Genomic DNA, 18,713 nt, shown 5'->3' with positions numbered 1-18,713 from the left:
CCGTCATGCTCGGGTGTGACCCGACGATGAGGGCCTTTAGTCCAGCGTCGCGCCCGTCGTGCGCATGATCTCGGCGCGCAGTTCGGGCAGACCGAGACCCTTTTCCGACGAGGTCAGGGCCACCACCGGGAAGGCGGCGGGGCGTTTGGAGATGGCCTTCAGGGTCGCGGCCTGCACGGCCTCGCCCTCGCCCTTCTTCAGCTTGTCGGCCTTGGTCAGGACGATCTGATAGCTGACGGCGGCCAGGTCCAGCGCATCCAGCGCCTCCGTATCCACTGATTTCAGCCCGTGGCGGCTGTCGATCAGCAGATAGACCCGCTTCAGCGTCACCCGGCCGCGCAGATAGTCGCGGCCCAGATCCTGGAACCTCTTGACCGTGGTCTTGGACGCCTTCGCCCAGCCATAGCCGGGCAGGTCGACCAGACGCATCCGGCCATCCAGGTCGAAGAAGTTGACCTCGCGCGTGCGGCCCGGCTCATTCGAGGCGCGGGCCAGCTTGTGCATGCCCACCAGCCCGTTGATGAGGCTGGACTTGCCCACGTTCGAGCGGCCCGCGAAGGCGATCTCGGGCAGATCGGGGTCGGGCAACTGCTCGATCTTGGCCGCGCCCATGACGAAGGTCGCAGGCCGCGCGAACAGGACGCGCGCCGCCTCGATGTCCTCGGGCGTGAACTCGGTCTCGTCGATCACGCCGGTGACTTCTTGAACCGGGCGAAGAAGGTATCGATCGGGTTCTCGGCCTTGTAGCGGTGCATGATCACATACTGCTGCAGGATGGTCAGGATGTTGGACCAGGCCCAGTAGATCAGCAGGCCCGCCGCGAACGGCGCCATGATGAAGGTGAACAGCAGCGGCATGAACTGGAAGATCTGGCGCTGGACCGGATCGGCCGCCGGCGGGTTCATCGCCGTCTGCAGCCACATCGTCAGACCATAGGCGATCGCCAGCAGACCCAGGTGCAGCGGGCCGGCCAACAGGCCGCCGATCAGCGGCGCCATCGCCGGATCCCACGGGATCAGGCCGAACAGGTTCCAGATCGACGACGGGTCGCGCGCCGACAGGTCATGGATGAAGCCCAGGAACGGCTGGTGACGCATTTCGATGGTCACAGTCAGCACCTTGTACAGGGCGTAGAAGACCGGGATCTGCAGCACCAGCGGAAGGCATCCGGCGACCGGATTGATCTTCTCGCGCTGGTACAGGGCCATCGTCTCCTGCTGCTGCTTCTGGGGGTCGTCTTTGAACTTCTTCTTGATCTCCTCCATCTTGGGCTGGAGGTTCCGCATCTTGGACATCGAGGCGTAGGCGTTGTTGGCCAGCGGGAACATCACCAGCTTGACGATGACGGTCAGGGCCAGAATGGCGACGCCGAAGCTGCCGACCAGGCCATAGACGTTCTCCAGGATCCAGAAGATCGGACGCGTCAGGAACCAGAACATTCCCCAGTCGATCGCATAGACGAAGCGCGGCAGGTTCAGGCTCTGCTCATAGGATTTCAGCACCTCGGCGCGCTTGACCCCGGCGAACAGGCGCTGGGTCTCGGTCGCGGTGGCGCCGGGCTGGATGGTGCGGGTCGTGCCCAGGACATTGGCTTCCAGCTGCTGGGCGCCGTTCAGGTCGCGGACGCGGAATTCGGTCTCGACCGCCTCGTTCTGCTGAGGCAGCAGGGCCGCTAGCCAGTATTTGTCGGTGATGCCCAGCCAGCCGCCGATCGAGGCGTTCTCGATCCGCGGCTCCTTCAGCCAGTCCTTGTATTTTTTCTGCTCGGTCCGGTAGTCGCCCGGCTTGCCGAAGGTGCCGATCGCACCCTCGTGGACGATGTGCGACGAGCCCGCTGCCGGCGGCACGCCCTGGCGCTGGACGCTGCCGTAGGGGGCGATGGTGATCGCCTGCGTGCCCAGGTTCTGGACCGTGTCCTGCACCGAGAAGACGTATTTGTCGTCGACCGAGATCACGCGGGTGAAGCGCAGGCCCTGGCCGTTGTCCCACGTCAGGGTGACCGGCGTCGTCGGCGTCAGGGTCGACCCATTGGTGAGGCGCCAGACGGTATTGGGTCCGGGCACGCCGCCGGCGACATTGGGGCCGGTCCAGCCGAACTGGGCGAAGTAGGCGTTTTGCATCCCCTGCGGCCGGAACAGCTCCACCGGCTGGGGCTTGTCCTGAACCTCGCGGTAGTCGGTCAGGAACAGGTCGTCGATCCGGCCGCCCTGAAGCGACAGCGACCCCTTCAGCGTGCCGGACTGAATCGGCACGCGCGCGGCGGTGCTCAGCGCCTGGCTGCGGTCGGTGACGAAGGTCGGCCCCTGCGGGCTCAGCGCCGTGCGCGCGGCGTTGTCAGCGGTCTGCGACTGTTCGGCCTGGGCCTGCTGTTGCACGGCGCGACGCTCGGCCTGCGGACGCAGCACGGCGAAATAGTAGATCCCCATGATCAGGACCGAGCACACGATGAAGATGATCGTGTTGCGCGTGTTTTCGTTTTTCATGGATTCTGGCGGTCCTGGCCGGAGGGGGCGCGGGCGGGCGAGGGCTTGTGGGCCCCCCGATCATGTCGCGGTGTCGCCAGCCTTGTAAGCGTCGATTTCACGTCGTCAAGCAGACGGTCCCACGCACGCTCGGTCGTGCCCATGCGGGCGATGAAGACATAGTCGCTTCCGGGCACGCCGTGCTGGGCCAGCATGGCCCGTGCGGCCTCCCGCAGACGGCGTTTGGCGCGGTTGCGCTGAACCGCCCCGCCGATCTTCTTGGTGGCGGTGAAGCCCAGGCCGATGTGCGGCGAACCGTCGCCGCGCTCCAGCCGCTGGATCACCACGGCGCCGCGCGCCTCGGAAACGCCTTTGGCGGCCGCCAGGAACTGGGGCCGCCGCAACAGACGCTTGATCTGTAAAAGGTCGCTCATGCGTCCAAAAGATCCGGACGCGTAAGCCGCTTACGCCGTCAGGCGCTTGCGGCCCTTGGCGCGACGGCGCGCAACAATCTTCTGGCCGTTCTTGGTGGCCATCCGGCTGCGGAAGCCGTGACGGCGCTTGCGCACGAGTCGCGACGGCTGATAGGTCCGCTTCACGGTCGGCTCCTGACGTTAAAAGGTTGGGCGACGGGGCAAGAGGCGTCCGCCGCAGGAAGGGCGGGCGTATAAGTCGCATGTCCGCGTGAGTCAACGCTCGGACGGCATTTCGGGACGATGAAACGGATGGCGAAACGAACGGCGAAGGAATGGGCCCTGCGGCTGGCGCCGCTGGCGGCCATCGCCGGGCTGGTGGTCGCCTTCTTCGCCTTGGGCTGGAACCGCTATCTGTCGATGGATCTGATCCGCGAGCACGGGCTGAACCTTCAGGCCTATGCGCAACAGAACTGGTGGATCGCGCTGGTCGCCTTCATCGCCGTCTACGCCCTGGCGACCGCCTCGACCATTCCCGGACCCGTTTTCCTGACCCTGCTGGGCGGAATGATGTTCGGCCCCTATGTCGGGGCCCTGGCCCAGGCGACGGGGGCCACCATCGGTTCGGTCGTCATCTATTATGTCTATCGCACCTCGATCGGTTCCTGGCTGCGCGCCAAGTTCGAGGCCGACGCCGGCTTCATGGATCGGCTGGCCAAGGGCATCGACCGCAACGCCTTCACCACCCTGTTCACCCTGCGCGTGATCCCCAGCGTGCCCTTCGTCCTGGTCAACGCGACGGCGGGGATGATGGCGGTGCCGCTGAGGCCCTACATCATCGCCACCTTCATCGGACTGCTGCCGTCCACCTTCATCTACACCTGGATCGGATCGCAACTCGGCGACCTGCTGCGCGCGGGCGTGCAGCCGGACCTGCCGATGCTGCTGCAACAGTTCTTCTGGCCGTTGATGGGCGTAGTTTTCCTGTCGCTGCTGCTGCCCATCGGCATCAAGCTGTTCCAGATGATCCGTGCACGGCGGATCGGAGCGACAGCGGCATGAGCGCCCTGTTCGACCGGATCGCGGCGCGGCTGAACCTGACGCCGGACCAGGCCAATCTCTGGCGCGAGCGCCTGACGCCGCGCGCGCCCGACGGTCTGTCGGCGCGGCTGCTGCTGCTGACCGTCGCCTTCACCCTCGCGGTCGAGGCTTTGATCCTGGGCCCGAACCTGGCGGCCTTCCATGAGCGCTGGCTGCGCGACCGGCTCCAGGCCGCCGAACTGGCCTCGGTCGGGGTCGAGGCCCTGCCCTATAGCGCGGTCGAGGACGACACGGCCGCCGAGTTGATGCGGATCGGCGGGGTTCAGGCGGTCGCCCTGACAGAGCAAGGCGTGCGCCGCCTGCTGCTTCAGGCCCCCAACCTGCCCCGCGCGCCCGAACTGATCGACCTCAGGCGTCAGGACAGCTGGTCGCGCCTGACCGACCCGTGGCGCACCCTGTTCGGCCATCCGGACCGCTCGCTGCGGGTTCAGGCCAAGCCGCGCTATCGTTCCGGCGACTTCATCGAGATCGTCACCCCCGCCCAGCCGCTGAAGCTTGAGCTGCGCGCCTTCCTGCTGAACAGCCTGCTGGTGTCCCTGCTGGTGTCGGTGACGGCGGGCGCGCTGCTGTATGGCGGTCTGGCCCTGCTGGTGCTGCGGCCGCTGCGTCGCGTCACCCGCTCGATGGAGCGTTTCGCCGCCGATCCCGAGAGCGAGGCCGAGGCGCCGTCAGATCGCCACGACGAGATCGGCCGCGTCGAGCGCGAACTCAGCCGGATGCAGGAGGAGGTGCGCCATTCCCTGCGCTCTCGTGCCCGTCTGGTCGCGCTGGGCGAGGCGGTGGCCAAGATCAACCACGACCTGCGCAACATGCTGACCTCGGCCCAGATGGCGTCCGAGCGGCTGGCGACCTCCGCCGACCCGCAGGTAGCCAAGGCTCTGCCCCGGCTGGAGCGCGCGCTCAGTCGCGCCGCCGGCCTGTCCCGCAATGTGTTGGAGTACGGAAAGAGCGAGGAGCCCGCCCCCCAGAAGACCCGCGTCGTCCTGACCAAGGCGCTGACCTTGGCAGCCGAGGACGCCGGGCTGGATCCCGACGGGGTGCGCCTGGTCAAACAGTTGCCGCCGCGGTTCGCCGTCGAGGCCGACCCGGATCAGCTGTATCGCATCCTGGTCAATCTGATGCGCAACGCCCGCCAGGCCATCGAGGCCGATCCCACGCGTCCGCCCGAGCGGCGCGGCAAGGGCGCCATCACCGTCAGCGCCTTCGGTCAGGACGGCTTCTGCGTCGTGCGCATCGCCGACGACGGCCCCGGCATTCCGCCGCGTCTGGCCGAACGACTGTTCGAACCCTTCGTCAGCTCAAAGAGCTCGGACGGTTCGGGCCTGGGCCTGACCATCTCGCGCGAGCTGGCCGCCCTTCACGGCGGCGACCTGCGGCTGGTCGAGACCGACGGAACAGGCGCAGCCTTCGAACTGCGCCTGCCCGGATAGGCGATCAGGCCGCCTTCAGGGTCGCCATGTCGATGACGTAGCGGTAGCGCGCCTCGCCGTTCTCGATCTTCACATAGGCGTCGTTGATCTCGGCGATGTCGATCATTTCGACCTCGGGGGCCACGCCGTTGGCGGCGCAGAAGTCCAGCACGTCCTGGGTTTCCTGAAGATTGCCGATCAAGGATCCGCCGACGGTCTGGCGTTTGAAGGCCAGTTTGGAGTTATCGACCCCGTCCACGACATCGAGATTGCCCACGACGATGAAGGCCGCATCGCGCTTCATCAGGTCCAGCAGGGCGCCGATCTCGTGCTTCTCGGGCACGGTGGACAGGATGAAGTCGAACGTTCCCGCCAGGGGCGCAAGGGCCGTCTTGTCCGTCTCGATATGGGCCGCGTCGGCGCCCAGCCGCTTGGCGTCCTCGATCTTCTCGGGCGTCGAAGTCAGGACGGTCACTTCCGCCCCCAGAGCCTTGGCCAGCTTGGCCGCCATATGGCCCAGACCGCCAAAGCCCAGGACGGCGACCTTGTCCCCCGCCTTGACGCCCCAGTGTTTCAGCGGCGACCAGGTGGTCACGCCGGCGCACAAAATGGGCGCAGCCGCCTTGGGGTCCAGGCCTTCGGGGATTCGCAACACGAAGTCCTCCGGCACGACCACCACATCGGAATAGCCGCCGTAGGTATTGTCCCGGCCGTACATGTTGGCGCCGTCTTCGGTCTCGGTCGCCGGCGTCATGGGACCGTTATAGGTCGCCAACCAGCTGTTCGGACCCTCGCAGTAGTTTTGATCGCCGGCGCTGCAGGCCTCGCATTGGCGGCAGCTGTCGATCATGCAGCCGACGCCGACCAGATCGCCTTCCTTGAAGCGCGAGGTCTCGGCGCCCGCCTGTTTGACCCGCCCGACGATCTCGTGGCCCGGCACGCACGGATAGACCGTGTTGGCCCATTCGTTTTTGACCTGGTGGATGTCGGAGTGGCAGACGCCGGCGTAAAGAACCTCGATCACCAGCTCGTTGGGCTTGGGATCGTCGCGCTCGAACGTCATGGGCTCGAGCTTCGACCGGGCGGTCTTTGCGCCGTAACCGATTGATTGGAACATGAAAGTCTCCGGGGGCAAGGGGATGTTGCCGCAATCCCCCGCGCTCGAAGACGTTCCAGCGTCGCCCTATTCCAGACCGTCGTCCGACACGACGAAGGGCCGATTCTCCGCCTTGGCCTGGGCCGCCAGCTCCTCCTGAACCAGATGCCAGCGCCGCAGCCGCTCATAGTCGATGGCGTGCTCGGGCGAGGCGTCCAGCCAGTGACGGAAGTCCTCGATCTGAAGCCGGGCGTCCGCGGCGGTCGTATCGGGCAGGGCCGGCACGTTCGGCAACTGGCGCGCGACCTCCGCGGGAATGGGGAAGTCGCCGGACGCGGTGCTCAGGATCATCGGTCTTCTCGGATAGGCTGCGGTCTGGAGAGATCGACCATGACGCGAAGCCGAGCCTTTCGCCACCTTTTCATCGCTGCGGCGTTGTGCAGCAGGATCACAATGGCCAAGCTGCGCAGAACGCCACGGCCTCGGGAGAGACAGTCATGATCGTTCGCACCGCCGCCATCGCCGCCGCCCTGCTGGTCGCCGCCCAGACCGCGCCCGTCGCCGCCCAGACGACGACGGCGCCGGCGACCGCCGACCCCTATCGCGATCAGCGCGCCCTGCCCGACCCGGCCGATCCCGCCAGCCGCGACGCCCTGCTGAAGGCGCGGGGCGAGGCCTATCATCGCGCAAGCGACGCCCAGCAAACCGAAGAGGAACTGCGCACCACCCGCGCTCTGAACGACGAGATCGCCGCCCAGAACGCCTTGGCCGACAAGACCGACGCCGCCAACCGTCTGGACTACGACGCCGCCCTGGCCCGTCATCAGATCGAGGTCAGCCAGGCCGAGGAACAGGCGCGCGCCGCCGCCGAGACCGCGCGGCTGGCGCAGGAGAAATACGACCGCGACTACACCGCCTGGCAGGAACAGGTGCGACTGTGCCGCACGGGCTTCCGCCCCGCCTGCACCGCCCGACCGGCGTGGGTCGCGCCGGCGCAGTAAACGTCATCAGTCCGCCTTGGCTTTCGCTTCGGCGATCAGGGCGTCGTCGATTTCGCGGGCGCGAACAGCGGCCGGTCGCGTCGTGATCCGTTCGGCATAGGCCGCGAAGGCCGGCCGTTCGGGCAGGCTCTTGAACATCAGCCCCCAGGCGATCTGGCTGCCGACATAGACATCGGCGGCGCTGAACCCCTCGCCAAGGATCCACGGACTGCGATCCAGCGCATGTTCCAGCCCGTCGATCGCCTGATCGAACGAGCCGTAGCCGACCATGGCCGACTTCTCGGGCGGCGGCAGTTGGCCCAGCGACTTGGCGGTCACCGCCGCCTCGACCGGTCCGGCGGAGAAGAACATCCAGCGATAATAAAGGCCGCGCAGCGGATCGTCCGTCGACGGCGCCAGGCCGGCTTCAGGAAAGGCGTCGGCCAGATAGGCGCAGATGGCGGCGCATTCGGTCACGACGACGCCGCGATGGGCGATGGCCGGCACCTTTCCCATCGGATTGATCGCCAGATAGTCCGGCGACTTCATCGCCGCATAGTCGACCACGACGGTGCGATAGGGTTGGCCTGCCTCCTCAAGCATCCAGCGAACGATGCGTCCGCGCGACATGGGGTTGGTGTAGAAGACGATCTCTTCGCTCATGGGGTGCTCTCCCTTTCGAGAGAGCCTACGCCCGAAATGGGAGATGTGTCAGCCCGCGGCCAGGCTCATGTCGCGCCGCGCCATCATGCGATCGAACGCGCCCCAGACGCCCTCGACACCGCGCCAGCCCGGAGCAATATGATCGCGACTACGCCCCTTGGCAGGAACAGGCGCGGCTATGCCGGTCGGGCCTCTGCAAGGCCTCATCGCGCGACCGGCCTGGATCCGGCCAGCGCAATAAACCGTGCCGGCTGAAACCATAGAGGGATCGGGCGGTTGTCTCTATCGAACCCCAAGCGAAAGAGACCCTTCATGGCCGATGCCACCGCCAATATCGCCGCAACCAAACGCTTCGGCGAGATCGTCAACACGGGCGCTCTGGACGCCTTTCCCGAGGTCGTGGCGGAGGCTTGCGTCGACAACGATCCCGCACCGGGTCAGGGACCGGGGCCCGAAGGCTTCAAGGCCTTCTTCACCGAGATGCGGACCGCCTTCCCCGACCTGAAGGTCGAACCTCAGACCATGCTCAGCGAAGGCGATCAGGTGGCCTTCGCCTACACCCTGACCGGCACGCACAAGGGCGACTTCCAGGGCGTAGCCGCTACGGGCAAGTCCATCGAGGTTCGCGGGATGCAGATCGGCCGGTTCGAGGAGGGCAAGATGGTCGAACGTTGGGGCAGCTCCGACGAGCTGGGCATCCTCAAACAGATCGGCGCGGCCCCCGTCTGAGGCCGCGCCCCTGGTCGCGGGTTCAGCCCGCGACCAAGCTCATGTCGCGGCGCGCCATCATGCGGTCGAACTCGGTCCAGACGCCGTCGGCGCCGTGCCAGTTTCCTTGCGTCGCCGCCTTGGAATATTCGGTGGCGCGGGCCTCGAAGAAGTTGGCGTGTTCGACGCCCGACAGCAGCGACTGCAGCCAGGGCAGCGGGTTTTCCGTCACCCCATAGACTTCCGGCAGCTTCAGCTGACGCAGGCGCCAGTCGGCGATGAAGCGGATGTACTGCTTGATGTCGTCCGGCGTCATGCCCTGGACCGAGCCCATCTCGAAGGCCAGGTCGATGAACTTGTCCTCCATGCTCACCACCGTCTTGCAGCAGTCGACGATGTCGTCCGCGACCGACTTGGTGACGGCGCCCGTCTCCTTGTTGAAGGCGTGGTACAGCTTGATGATGCCTTCGCAGTGCAGGCTCTCGTCGCGCACCGACCAGGACACGATCTGGCCCATGCCCTTCATCTTGTTCTGGCGCGGGAAGTTCATCAGCATGGCGAAGGACGCGAACAGTTGAACGCCTTCCGAGAAGCCGCCGAACATGGCCAGAGTCCGGCAGATGTCGGCGTCTGAATCGACCCCGAACTGGCCCATGTAGTCGTGCTTGTCCCGCATGGCCTCGTATTCCATGAAGGCGCCGAACTCGCTCTCGGGCATGCCGATGGTCTCGAGCAGCAGGGCGTAGGCCGCGATATGGATCGTCTCCATATTGCCGAAGGCGGCCAGCATCATCTTGACCTCGGTCGGTTTGAAGACCCGACCGTAGCGTTCCATGTAGTTGTCCTGAACCTCTATGTCCGCCTGGGTGAAGAAGCGGAAGATTTGGGTCAGCAGGTTGCGTTCGCCGTCGTTCAGGGTCGAGGCCCAGTCCTTGACGTCCTCGCCCAGCGGCACCTCTTCGGGCATCCAGTGGACCTGCTGCTGCTTCTTCCACATGTCGAACGCCCACGGATAGCGGAACGGCTTGTAGGCGGCCGACGGGGTCAGAAGACCGGCGCGCTCGGGGAGGATGATCGGAGTGATGGCGTTCATCGAACTGGACCTGAGGGCGATTCTGAAGACGCGTTCACCATGCGGTTTGAAGACGTCGGCGCCAAGTCAAAATAGGTCTATGTTGCGATCACAATTTATCGCGACCGCTAGATGTTGTGTCCGTGCCGCACATTCCTGGGGACGGGCCTGGGGATGAAGCCGCGCCCGACGGCTCAGGCGGCTTGGGCGTCCAGTCGCGACGCAGCGGCTCTCAGCGTCTCGTCGATGGCGGCATAAAGCTTGGCCTGGGTCACCGGTTTGGCCAGATGACCGTCCATGCCGGCGGACAGGCACCGTGCGGCGTCTTCGGGCATGGCCTCGGCGGTGACCGCCAGGATCGGCGTCTGGCTGGCGGGATCGGCCAGGGCGCGGATCGCGCGAGTGGCGGCCAAGCCATCCATCACCGGCATGCGCACATCCATCAGGATCAGGTCGAAAGCTTCGGCCGAGGCGGCGTTCACCGCCTCGCGCCCGTCGCAGGCCTCGGCGGTGTCGCAGTCGGCGGCCTGCAGCATGATGCGCAGCAGATCCCGATTGGCCGGGTGGTCGTCGACGATCAGAACCTTCATGCGACGGCTGTCCAGCGGCGCGCCGCTCTCCGTCTCCACCGGAACCACGACCGGCGCCTCGATCTCCACGGTGAAGGTCGAGCCCTGCCACTGCACACTTTCGACGGCGATCGTTCCGTTCAGCCGCTCGGCGTGGCTCTTGGCCAGGGCCAGGCCGACGCCCGCCCCCTCATGCGCGCGGCTGGTGGAGGCGTCCGCCTGTTCGAACAGGCGGAACACGCCGGCCAGGGTCTCGGCATCCATGCCGCAGCCGGTGTCCGACACGGCGATCCGCAGCCGGTCATCGGTCCGATCGACCATGACGCCCACGCCTCCGTGCGAGGTGAATTTCGAGGCGTTCAGAGTCAGATGATGCAGAATCTGGCGAAGCCGCCGCATGTCGGTCAGCACCCAGCCCTCGGCCTCCGGCGCAATGTGCAGGTCGAACGTCAGGCCGCGGACCTCGGCCCACTCGCGCGCCGGCGCCACGGCGTCCTGGATCAAGGCGCGCAGATCGGCGGGCTTCAGCACGACCTCGTCGCCTCCGCGCGAAATCTCCAGCAAGTCCTCGACCAGACGCAGCATGGATTCGCCGCACTGGCGCACCGCATTGACCTGCCGATGGCCCTCGGCGTCCAGACTGGTGGAGCGCGACAACAGGTCGGCATAGCCGGTGACCCCGGTCAGGGGGGTTCGCATCTCGTGGCTCATCAAGGCCAGGAAGCGCGACTTCGCCTCATCGGCGCGCTTGGCCCGGGCCAGGGCGTCCAGCGCCGCCGCCGTGCGCGTCCGCAGACGCGCCGTCAGACGCCGACGCTCGGTCGACAGGGTGGTGATGGGCAGGACAGACCCGACGACGCACAGCAGGAACAGATGAAACACGTTCATCTGGCGCATCACCTCAGGCAGGGCGGCGAGAACCGGATCGGGCGGCAGGCGGGTCAGCACGACCGGCCCATGGCCGCCCAGCGTGGCGGCGCCGCCGATGGCCGCGACCAGCACCACCGCGCAGGCGGTGGTAGGCGGACCGAGCCGGAAGGCCAGAAGAATCAGCGGCGGAAGCACCGCGAACATCACCGGCGCCGACGACTGGGTAAACACCCACAGCGTGACGCCGCCGACCAGAACCAGCAGGGCGGCCGCCTCCGTCATCGTGGCCTGGGCGTCGTCCCTGAAACGATGGTTGCGCGCCAGCAGCAACAGGGACGGCGTGACGATCATCATCGCCAGCAGCTCCATGTCGAACAGGTGGTGCATCCGGAACGCCAGCGTGCCCGGCACCTTCCAGCTCATCAGCACCGCGACCGCGCCCGCCAGCAGGGTGCTGATCAAGACGGCCGGTACGGCGGCGAAGACGGCGAAACGGAACAGACGCCAAGGCCGGCGCATATCCAGCGCGGCCCCGCAAAAACGGCGCGCCAGCACGGCGGCGATGCAAACCTGCGTCAGGTTCAGGGCGACATTGGTGAACATCATCACGCCGGGGTCGCCGCGCACGATGTTGCTGGCGAGGTTGATCGCGGCGCAGGCGAGCATGACGCCGATGGCCTGGCGACGATGAAGCTGAAGGACGGCGGCCAGAAGCACCGCGTTGGCGGGCCACAGAACCGTGGCGCCGAAGGCATGCATGCTCCACTGAGCGACCGACAGACACAGGGCGAACAAGGCCACATAGGCGTAGGGCGACGGCCCAGCCGCGCGGCCGGCCTCGTGACGGAAAAACCGCCAGCGCCCGCCTTCTGCGTTCACCCACTTCAGCCCCATAACGGAACAGTGACACGCAGGGGTTAAGGATCCCGTAGCGGCCCACCTAGGTAGGATTGCGGAACCGCCGTTCAGCGTCGCCGTTTACTCGCCCTTGCCAGCAAAGGGCCCCAGCCGATGTCAGACGTGATCGCCGAACCGACCTTCGAGCCGCCGGCGGACGCCCTGGCCTTCTATGAAGAGAGCCTGCGCCTGCTGAAGGAAAGCGGCATCCCCTTCCTGCTTTCGGGCACCTATGCGGTAACGGCCTACACCGGCATCCGGCGTCCGACCAAGGATTTGGACGTCTTCTGCAAGCCTGGCGACTACCCCCGCATCCTGGCCTTCTTCCAGAAGCACGGCTACCGAACCGACGTCGAGGACGAGCGCTGGATCGCCAAGGTCTGGAAGGACGAGAAACACTTCTTCGACGTCATCTTCGCCATGTCCAACGGCACCATCGCCGTGTCCGACAGCTGGTTCAGCGAGGACCGGATCACCGTCTATGGCCATCAGGTCCAGATCACCCCGCCTACGGCCCTGATCCTGTCCAAGGTCTTCATTCAGGACCGCTATCGCTATGACGGGGCCGATGTGAACCACGTCATCCTGAAACAGTCCGACGCCATCGACTGGAAGAGCCTGCTGGACCAGATGGACCTGTATTGGGAAGTGCTGGCCGCCCATCTGCTGAACTTCCGCTTCGCCTATCCGACCGAGCGCGACCGGATTCCGCGCTGGCTGATGGAAGAGTTGGTCCAGCGACTGACGGCCCAGATCGATCTGCCGGCGCCGCGCGTGAAGGTCTGTCGCGGCCGGCTGTTCAGCCCGCGCGACTATGTCGCCGACGTCGCCGAATGGGGCTTCGGCGACGTGGTGGGCAAGGGGCTGGAGGAACGCCACGACCCCGTCAACCTGGGCCACTGAAAGGTAAGCCGCCATGACCGACGCCGTCCCCGATCCCCAGACGACCCAACCCGGCCTGGAGCCCGGCCCCGCCAAGACACTGCGCGTCGCCGCCGTCGGCGACCTTCACGTCGGCGAAACCACAGAGCATCGCTACCGCGACCTGTTCGAGCGGGTGTCGGACGACGCCGATGTCCTGTGCCTGTGCGGCGACCTGACCAACTACGGCAAGACGCCCGAGGTCGAGCGGCTGCTTGAGGATCTCAAGCTTTGCAAAATCCCGATGGTCGGCGTGCTGGGCAACCATGAGCACGAGTGCGGCCAGCCCGAGGTCGTCACCAAGATGCTGACCGACGCCGGGGTCAAGATGCTCACCGGCGAGGCCTATGAGATCGACGGCGTCGGCTTTGCGGGCGGCAAGGGGTTCGTCGGCGGCTTCGGCCGTTACATGCTCTCCTCGTTTGGCGAGGCCTCGATCAAGCGTTTCGTGCAGGAGGCGGTCGAGGACGCCAATCTGATCGAAAACTCGATCCGCATGCTGCGCACCGAACGCTCGGTCGTGCTGCTGCACTATGCGCCCGTGGTCGAGACGGTGATGGGCGAGCCGCCCGAAATCCACGCCTTCCTGGGTTCGTCGCGCCTGGCCGAAACCATCGACCGCTATGACAATGTTCGCCTGATCGTTCACGGTCACGCCCATCGCGGCGGACCGGAGGGACGCACCACCAAGGGCACGCCCGTCTATAATGTCGCCCTGCCGGTGCTGAAGACCCTGGGCGACAAGCCTTATCGGGTCTTTGAAATCTGACCGGACTGTAGGAGGGTGCGGCCGGGGCTGGGATGCAGCCTCGTTCGGGGCCGCAAGGCGGCCCATCGTGGAGTTTCCGATGCGCCTTCTGTCTTCCGCCGCGGCCGTCGCCGTCCTGGCCCTGACCACCCCCGCCTTCGCCGCCGGTCAGACCGCCGCCCCTGCCCCTGCGCCCCAAGCCGCTGCGGCGCCTGAACCGGCCGAAGAGGCGGACAGTCCCGAGGAAGCCGCCTTCGAGGCCAAGGCGGAAGCCTTCGGCCAAGTCATGGAGACGATGGCCAGCGAGATGCAGGCCGCCGCAGCTCAGGCCGACAAGACCAAGGCCAAGGCCGACCTGGACGCCATCCAAGCCAAATATCAGCCCCAGGTCGACGCCTTCGCCGAAGATGTCCAGACGTTCGCCGTCAGCAGCGGCCAGGCGACGCCCGAACAACTCGCGCCTGCGATCCAGCAGATCAAGGGCATCCCTGCTGATGTCCGAGGCAAGATCGACGCCGCTGTTGCAGCCCCTGCCGCCTCTGCGCCGGCGACGCCGCAGTAAGCCAAGCCTTACCGCGATTTCACTTGAGACGGGGCGGCTGAGGGCGGAGTTTGCGCGGGTCATTCAACGGGAGCCGTCCCATGATCCGCCTGCTCAGCCTGACCGCCGCCCTTGCGCTCGCGCCCGTGTCCTCCGCCCTGGCGCAGACCCCGGGGCCTGCGCCCACGCCGGCTCCGGCTCCGGCTTCCGCTGAAGCCGCCGAAGCCCGCATGGAAGCCGCCGCCGAGGCCTTCGAAGCGCGCATGGAGACCTTTGGCGAACGCGCCGAGGCGATTTCCGAAGACGAGAGCCTGAGCGAGGCCGAACGCGGCCGTCGCATCGCCGCCCTGTGGTCGGACTATGCGCCCGATGTCGCCGCCTTCACCGCCGAGACCACGGAACACGCCACCGAAATGGCCGCCCAGGCCCTGAAGGACATCGACGTCGACGCCATTGTCGCTGAGGCGCTGAATGACCCCGAGGTCAAACAGGCGATGGAAGAGGGAATGCAGAAGGGCGTCGTCACCGCAGAAGGCATCGCCCGCAACAGCGCCTGGACCAATCCGACGCCCGAGCAGATGGAGACCTACAGCCTGGTCGCCCAATACGCCCTGGACCAGGCCGCCGACGCCGTCGTCGAGGACGAAGCGGCCGACGAGGTTCCCGAAGCGCCCGAGGCGCCTGAGGCCCCCGAACCGCCCGCTCCGCCGGCTCGTCCGGCTGCCTAACATCCTTGTCCCCTCCCCATGAAATGGGGAGGGGGACCGCGCAGCGGTGGAGGGGTTCTTTGATCCCTACGGACGCCGATGAATGGGTGAAGAACCCCTCCGTCACGGCGCGAAGACGCGACGCGCCACCTCCCCACGACGTGGGGAGAAGACAGAGTTTCTTGACCGCGCTCGACTAAGCAGCGACATCGCGCCGCATGTCCGCCCTGCCCGTCGATCCGCACCTCTATTCGACCTTCCTCGGCGTCATGGCGGTGATGGCGATCACGCCCGGCCCCGCCAATCTGTTCGCCGTCGCGACCGGCGTTGAAAAGGGTCGCGCCTCCGCCCTGATCGGCGTGCTGGGCATGAATGCCGCGACCCTGGTGTGGTTCGGCGCCGCGGCCCTGGGTCTGGGCGCTCTGGTGAAGGCCTTTCCCGCCGCCTTCAAGGTCATCGCCGTCCTGGGCGCGCTTTATGTCGCGTGGCTGGGGATCAAGGCGCTGCGCGGCGCCTTCGCCACCGCCGCCGATCCCGATGAGGTCGTCGTCAAAAAAGGCCGCAGCGCCCTGATCGACGGGTTCGCCGTCCAGATCGCAAACCCCAAGGCCATCCTGTTTTTCACCGCCGTTCTGCCGCCCTTCATCGACGTGAACCGCCCGGTCGCGCCGCAGATGGCGATGTTCGCCATGGCGGCCATCGGCATGGATATGGTGTCGATGAGCAGCTACGCCCTGTCGGGCGCCGCCTTGTCGCGACGCATGCAGCAACCGCGCTTTCGAAAGGGCTTCGGCGTCTTTGTCGGCCTGCTGCTGATGGTCGCCGCCGTGCTGATCGTTCTTCGGCTCTAGACGCCGCGACGCTTCGTCATACAGTGGTCGGGAACGCCTTCGTTCATGCTCCGTTCAGCCGTCAGAGCGCCCGAATGGGCGATCAAGGAGTTTGATGTCATGAAAACCCTCCCCTTCAAGACCTTGGCGGTGACCGTCGCCGCCGGTCTGGCCTTGGCGGCCTGCGCCACCGCCACCCCGTATCAACCCGCAGGCTTCAACGGCCAGCGCGGGGGCTATGCCGAGCAGCGCCTGGAGAACAACCGTTTCCGGGTCAGCTTCTCGGGCAATTCGCTGACGTCGCGCGAACAGGTCGAACAGTCGCTGCTGCTGCGTTCGGCCGAGCTGACGGTCGAGAGCGGTTACGACTGGTTCTCCACCATCAACCGCGCCACCGACCGCGACACCCGCTTCGTCGGCACGCCCGATCCGTTCTATTCGGGCTATAACCGCTTCTACAGCCCCTACTGGGGTCCGTCGTGGCGCTACTACCGCAGCGGCTTCTGGAGCCCGTGGGACCGTTACGGTCCGTGGGGCGTCAATGACTTCGACGTCCGCCAGGTCGACCGCTTCGAGGCCAATGCCGAAATCGTTCTGGGCCGCGGCCCCAAACCCGCCAACGACCCTAACGCCTTCGACGCCCGCGAGGTGATCCAGAATCTGGGTCCGCAGGTCACCCGCCCGGCGGCTTGATGATAAAAGCCCCTCTCCACGGCGTGGAGAGGGGCTTTTTCTTTCATCCCACGCGCGGCGACTTCAGCCGGCGCTTGTTGGAGTGGGTCGCCGGCGCCGTGCCCAGATCCTCCGGCACTTCGCCCTTGAAATAGTAGCGCTGCCACGCCTCCTTGGCCGCATCCGGATCGCCGCCGGCCAGACGCTGGTTGAAGTCGGTGCGGGCGCGGTTCCAGGCCTCGAACTGACCCTTCATCACCGGGTTGGATTCCAGGGTGCGGATGATCGGCTGGAACTGCTCGACCTTCTTGTGCTCGATCAGATTGATGAAGCAGAAGGGCTCGCCCTTCTCGAAGGTGATCCGCCCCGGTCGGGTGAAGATCCAGTTCATCGTGAAGGGGAAGGGCAGCCAGTCCGTCTCGATCAGGCCGACCAACGGTTGGATGCCGTCCTTCACATGGTTGGGCGACCCCGAACACATCATCCCCCAGCCGGGCGGCGTGCGGAACAGATATTGCGGATGCATGGTCAGCACCCCGCGCGAGAAGTGCGAGGTGACGAAATGGGCCAGATCGTGCTGGGGCCGATCCGGCGTAATAACGATGTCTTCCTGGCGCGGACCGCCGTTCCACTCGGCCGAGAAGCCGAAGGGGCACAGGATCTCCCACCCCGTGGTGTTGGCCATGTTCAGCGGCAGACAGCGATAGGGGTGGCGACTGATGAAGGCGTCCATCCAGTTGCGCGACTGGCGGCCGGGGACCAGGTCCGGCGGCCGGGCCGTCATCGGATAGCATTCCAGTTCCAGAGGGCGCGTGTTGACGGTATCGACCATGACCATGTCCTAACGCCCGAAACCCGACGGCTCAACCATGACTGACGCACCCGCTTTCGACCGCGAGACCCTGACCGTCTGGCTGAAGGCGAACGGCGTCGATCACCTCACCCACGACCACCCGGCCGTCTTTCGCGTCGAGGAAGGGCTGGACCTCAAGGCCGACCTGCCCGGCGCCCACACCAAGAACCTGTTCCTCAAGGATCACAAAGGCCGGCTGTGGCTGATCTCGGCGCGTCAGGACACGGTCATCGACCTGAAACGCGCCGCCGCCGTCATGGGGTCGGGCCGCCTGTCGTTCGGCAATGAGACCCTGATGTGGGAAACGCTGGGCGTCCGCCCCGGCTCGGTCACGGCGCTGGGCCTGATCAACGACATCGACCGCCGCGTCACCTTCGTCCTGGACCGGCGCCTGTGGGACGCCGACATCGTCAACTTCCACCCCCTGACCAATACGGCGACCACCGCCCTGGATCAGTCGGCCTTCCGGCGAGTGCTGGCGCTGCTGGAGCGGGAGCCGATCGTTGTGGATTTCGAGGCGCTGTGCTGATCGAAGGCACCGTGTCGCCTCCGCATTTGGATCTCTTGATGTAGCCTTCGGTTGGAAAGGCCATGACGCTCTTAGACATTCAAGCGTCCGCTCAGAGAGATTTGGATCATCTAGGGGCCGAGGGGGGCATCAGGCGGGAGGCACGTCCTTCTCAGACCAAGCCCTGCATTCTCGGAGCAGGCGGTTCCTCTTTGCGCCAGACGACACCACTTCCGCCGAAACGCACGCCGCCAGCGCGATGACAGCGTAGAATCCGACTTCGACGGAGACCCCGGAGCGGATCGTTGAATAGACCCCCATCAACCCGCATACCGTGCAAAGAAGGCTCGCGATCGCATACGCGTATGTTGACCACTGAAACCGATAGCCGGCTGGATGCAGCGTCTTGGTCTCCCAGTCTCTAAATGCTTTCAAATCGACCTCGGTAAAGCGAAACTCGATCGATCCGAGATGATAGACGCCGTCTGTATACAGCCAGTGCATGTAAGCGCCGATCATGAGCACGATAGCTGCCGTGTAGAGAGGCGCTCCAGGTGCCGAGGCTGCTGCATCATCACCAAAAACCAGGGCCGCCGCAGGCAGAGCCCCTATCGCCCCCAGGACGGACTGAATTCTCTGCCCCTCTAACGCCTTCCATTCCATGCTCACTGTATTCCCTCCATCCGTTATCGG

The 18,713-nt window shown here is 66.0% G+C and carries 22 protein-coding genes; 11 read left to right on the top strand and 11 right to left on the bottom strand.

All coding sequences use genetic code 11. The annotated features are described in order from the left end of the window. Window positions 1-36 precede the first annotated feature (36 nt). The 4 genes from yihA to rpmH are packed head-to-tail and all read right to left on the bottom strand — an operon-like array spanning window position 37 to window position 3,061. Window positions 37-690 carry a ribosome biogenesis GTP-binding protein YihA/YsxC gene (gene yihA / locus BLR19_RS14255; protein WP_091752388.1) on the bottom strand — a complete coding sequence of 218 codons (654 nt, stop codon included), beginning with the start codon at window positions 688-690 and terminating at the stop codon, window positions 37-39. Further along, window positions 687-2,483, bottom strand: a complete 1,797-nt coding sequence (yidC, locus tag BLR19_RS14250) for a membrane protein insertase YidC (RefSeq protein ID WP_091752385.1) — start codon at window positions 2,481-2,483, stop codon at window positions 687-689. The genes yihA and yidC overlap by 4 nt, the downstream gene beginning before the upstream one ends. Then, window positions 2,480-2,896, bottom strand: a complete 417-nt coding sequence (gene rnpA, locus BLR19_RS14245; RefSeq protein WP_091752382.1) for a ribonuclease P protein component — start codon at window positions 2,894-2,896, stop codon at window positions 2,480-2,482. The genes yidC and rnpA overlap by 4 nt, the downstream gene beginning before the upstream one ends. 30 nt (window positions 2,897-2,926) lie before the next feature. After that, entirely contained in the window at window positions 2,927-3,061 is a 135-nt protein-coding gene (gene rpmH / locus BLR19_RS14240) for a 50S ribosomal protein L34 (protein ID WP_003164000.1), read from the bottom strand. Window positions 3,062-3,187: 126 nt separating this feature from the next. Between rpmH and BLR19_RS14235 the strand changes: the two genes are divergently transcribed. Beyond that, window positions 3,188-3,937 carry a TVP38/TMEM64 family protein gene (locus BLR19_RS14235; RefSeq protein WP_091752429.1) on the top strand — a complete coding sequence of 250 codons (750 nt, stop codon included), beginning with the start codon at window positions 3,188-3,190 and terminating at the stop codon, window positions 3,935-3,937. Further along, complete coding sequence (locus BLR19_RS14230) at window positions 3,934-5,406, top strand: sensor histidine kinase (protein ID WP_066625151.1); 1,473 nt, start codon at window positions 3,934-3,936, stop codon at window positions 5,404-5,406. The genes BLR19_RS14235 and BLR19_RS14230 overlap by 4 nt, the downstream gene beginning before the upstream one ends. A gap of 4 nt (window positions 5,407-5,410) precedes the next feature. Here the strand turns inward: BLR19_RS14230 and BLR19_RS14225 are convergent, their stop codons facing one another. Both BLR19_RS14225 and BLR19_RS14220 read right to left on the bottom strand, forming a co-directional pair. After that, the gene (locus BLR19_RS14225; protein ID WP_066553790.1) at window positions 5,411-6,502 is read right to left on the bottom strand and encodes an NAD(P)-dependent alcohol dehydrogenase; all 1,092 of its coding nucleotides are present in this window, start codon (window positions 6,500-6,502) and stop codon (window positions 5,411-5,413) included. Window positions 6,503-6,568: 66 nt separating this feature from the next. Continuing rightward, complete coding sequence (locus BLR19_RS14220; RefSeq protein WP_091752379.1) at window positions 6,569-6,832, bottom strand: hypothetical protein; 264 nt, start codon at window positions 6,830-6,832, stop codon at window positions 6,569-6,571. Between the two features lie 146 nt (window positions 6,833-6,978). Between BLR19_RS14220 and BLR19_RS14215 the strand changes: the two genes are divergently transcribed. Beyond that, the gene (locus tag BLR19_RS14215; protein ID WP_091752426.1) at window positions 6,979-7,482 is read left to right on the top strand and encodes a hypothetical protein; all 504 of its coding nucleotides are present in this window, start codon (window positions 6,979-6,981) and stop codon (window positions 7,480-7,482) included. Window positions 7,483-7,488: 6 nt separating this feature from the next. Here the strand turns inward: BLR19_RS14215 and BLR19_RS14210 are convergent, their stop codons facing one another. Beyond that, window positions 7,489-8,124 carry a glutathione S-transferase family protein gene (locus tag BLR19_RS14210; RefSeq protein ID WP_091752376.1) on the bottom strand — a complete coding sequence of 212 codons (636 nt, stop codon included), beginning with the start codon at window positions 8,122-8,124 and terminating at the stop codon, window positions 7,489-7,491. A 312-nt stretch (window positions 8,125-8,436) separates the two neighbouring features. On the opposite strand from BLR19_RS14210, the gene BLR19_RS14205 reads away from it, so the two are divergent. After that, complete coding sequence (locus tag BLR19_RS14205; RefSeq protein ID WP_055809387.1) at window positions 8,437-8,853, top strand: ester cyclase; 417 nt, start codon at window positions 8,437-8,439, stop codon at window positions 8,851-8,853. A 22-nt stretch (window positions 8,854-8,875) separates the two neighbouring features. Here BLR19_RS14205 and BLR19_RS14200 read toward each other — a convergent pair whose 3' ends face one another. Further along, the gene (locus BLR19_RS14200; protein ID WP_091752373.1) at window positions 8,876-9,925 is read right to left on the bottom strand and encodes a ribonucleotide-diphosphate reductase subunit beta; all 1,050 of its coding nucleotides are present in this window, start codon (window positions 9,923-9,925) and stop codon (window positions 8,876-8,878) included. A 173-nt stretch (window positions 9,926-10,098) separates the two neighbouring features. Further along, window positions 10,099-12,222 carry a response regulator gene (locus BLR19_RS14195; protein WP_255366702.1) on the bottom strand — a complete coding sequence of 708 codons (2,124 nt, stop codon included), beginning with the start codon at window positions 12,220-12,222 and terminating at the stop codon, window positions 10,099-10,101. A 132-nt stretch (window positions 12,223-12,354) separates the two neighbouring features. Here BLR19_RS14195 and BLR19_RS14190 point away from each other — a divergent pair, with 132 nt between their 5' ends. The 6 genes from BLR19_RS14190 to BLR19_RS14165 all read left to right on the top strand — a co-directional run bounded on the left by BLR19_RS14190 (window position 12,355) and on the right by BLR19_RS14165 (window position 16,680). Beyond that, window positions 12,355-13,143, top strand: coding sequence for a nucleotidyltransferase family protein (locus BLR19_RS14190; protein ID WP_055754649.1), 789 nt, complete (start codon window positions 12,355-12,357; stop codon window positions 13,141-13,143). A gap of 13 nt (window positions 13,144-13,156) precedes the next feature. Next, window positions 13,157-13,930, top strand: a complete 774-nt coding sequence (locus BLR19_RS14185) for a metallophosphoesterase family protein (protein WP_176758363.1) — start codon at window positions 13,157-13,159, stop codon at window positions 13,928-13,930. A gap of 79 nt (window positions 13,931-14,009) precedes the next feature. Beyond that, window positions 14,010-14,471, top strand: a complete 462-nt coding sequence (locus tag BLR19_RS14180; protein ID WP_091752367.1) for a hypothetical protein — start codon at window positions 14,010-14,012, stop codon at window positions 14,469-14,471. 80 nt (window positions 14,472-14,551) lie between these two features. Further along, the gene (locus BLR19_RS14175) at window positions 14,552-15,178 is read left to right on the top strand and encodes a hypothetical protein (protein ID WP_091752363.1); all 627 of its coding nucleotides are present in this window, start codon (window positions 14,552-14,554) and stop codon (window positions 15,176-15,178) included. A 197-nt stretch (window positions 15,179-15,375) separates the two neighbouring features. Beyond that, window positions 15,376-16,008, top strand: a complete 633-nt coding sequence (locus tag BLR19_RS14170; protein WP_091752360.1) for a LysE family translocator — start codon at window positions 15,376-15,378, stop codon at window positions 16,006-16,008. A gap of 99 nt (window positions 16,009-16,107) precedes the next feature. Beyond that, on the top strand, window positions 16,108-16,680 hold the full coding sequence (locus BLR19_RS14165; protein ID WP_091752421.1) for a CC0125/CC1285 family lipoprotein: 573 nt from the start codon (window positions 16,108-16,110) through the stop codon (window positions 16,678-16,680). Window positions 16,681-16,723: 43 nt separating this feature from the next. Here the strand turns inward: BLR19_RS14165 and BLR19_RS14160 are convergent, their stop codons facing one another. Next, complete coding sequence (locus BLR19_RS14160) at window positions 16,724-17,491, bottom strand: DUF6065 family protein (RefSeq protein WP_156146787.1); 768 nt, start codon at window positions 17,489-17,491, stop codon at window positions 16,724-16,726. A 37-nt stretch (window positions 17,492-17,528) separates the two neighbouring features. Between BLR19_RS14160 and BLR19_RS14155 the strand changes: the two genes are divergently transcribed. Then, entirely contained in the window at window positions 17,529-18,041 is a 513-nt protein-coding gene (locus BLR19_RS14155) for a prolyl-tRNA synthetase associated domain-containing protein (RefSeq protein WP_091752357.1), read from the top strand. Between the two features lie 129 nt (window positions 18,042-18,170). Here BLR19_RS14155 and BLR19_RS14150 read toward each other — a convergent pair whose 3' ends face one another. Beyond that, window positions 18,171-18,689 carry a hypothetical protein gene (locus tag BLR19_RS14150; RefSeq protein ID WP_091752354.1) on the bottom strand — a complete coding sequence of 173 codons (519 nt, stop codon included), beginning with the start codon at window positions 18,687-18,689 and terminating at the stop codon, window positions 18,171-18,173. Window positions 18,690-18,713: the final 24 nt, after the last annotated feature.

Source organism: Brevundimonas sp. 374 (assembly GCF_900102995.1).
Lineage (GTDB): Bacteria > Pseudomonadota > Alphaproteobacteria > Caulobacterales > Caulobacteraceae > Brevundimonas > Brevundimonas vesicularis_C.
The sequence above is the reverse complement of the archived record's forward strand: the minus strand, read 5'-3'. Positions and strand labels throughout refer to the sequence as shown.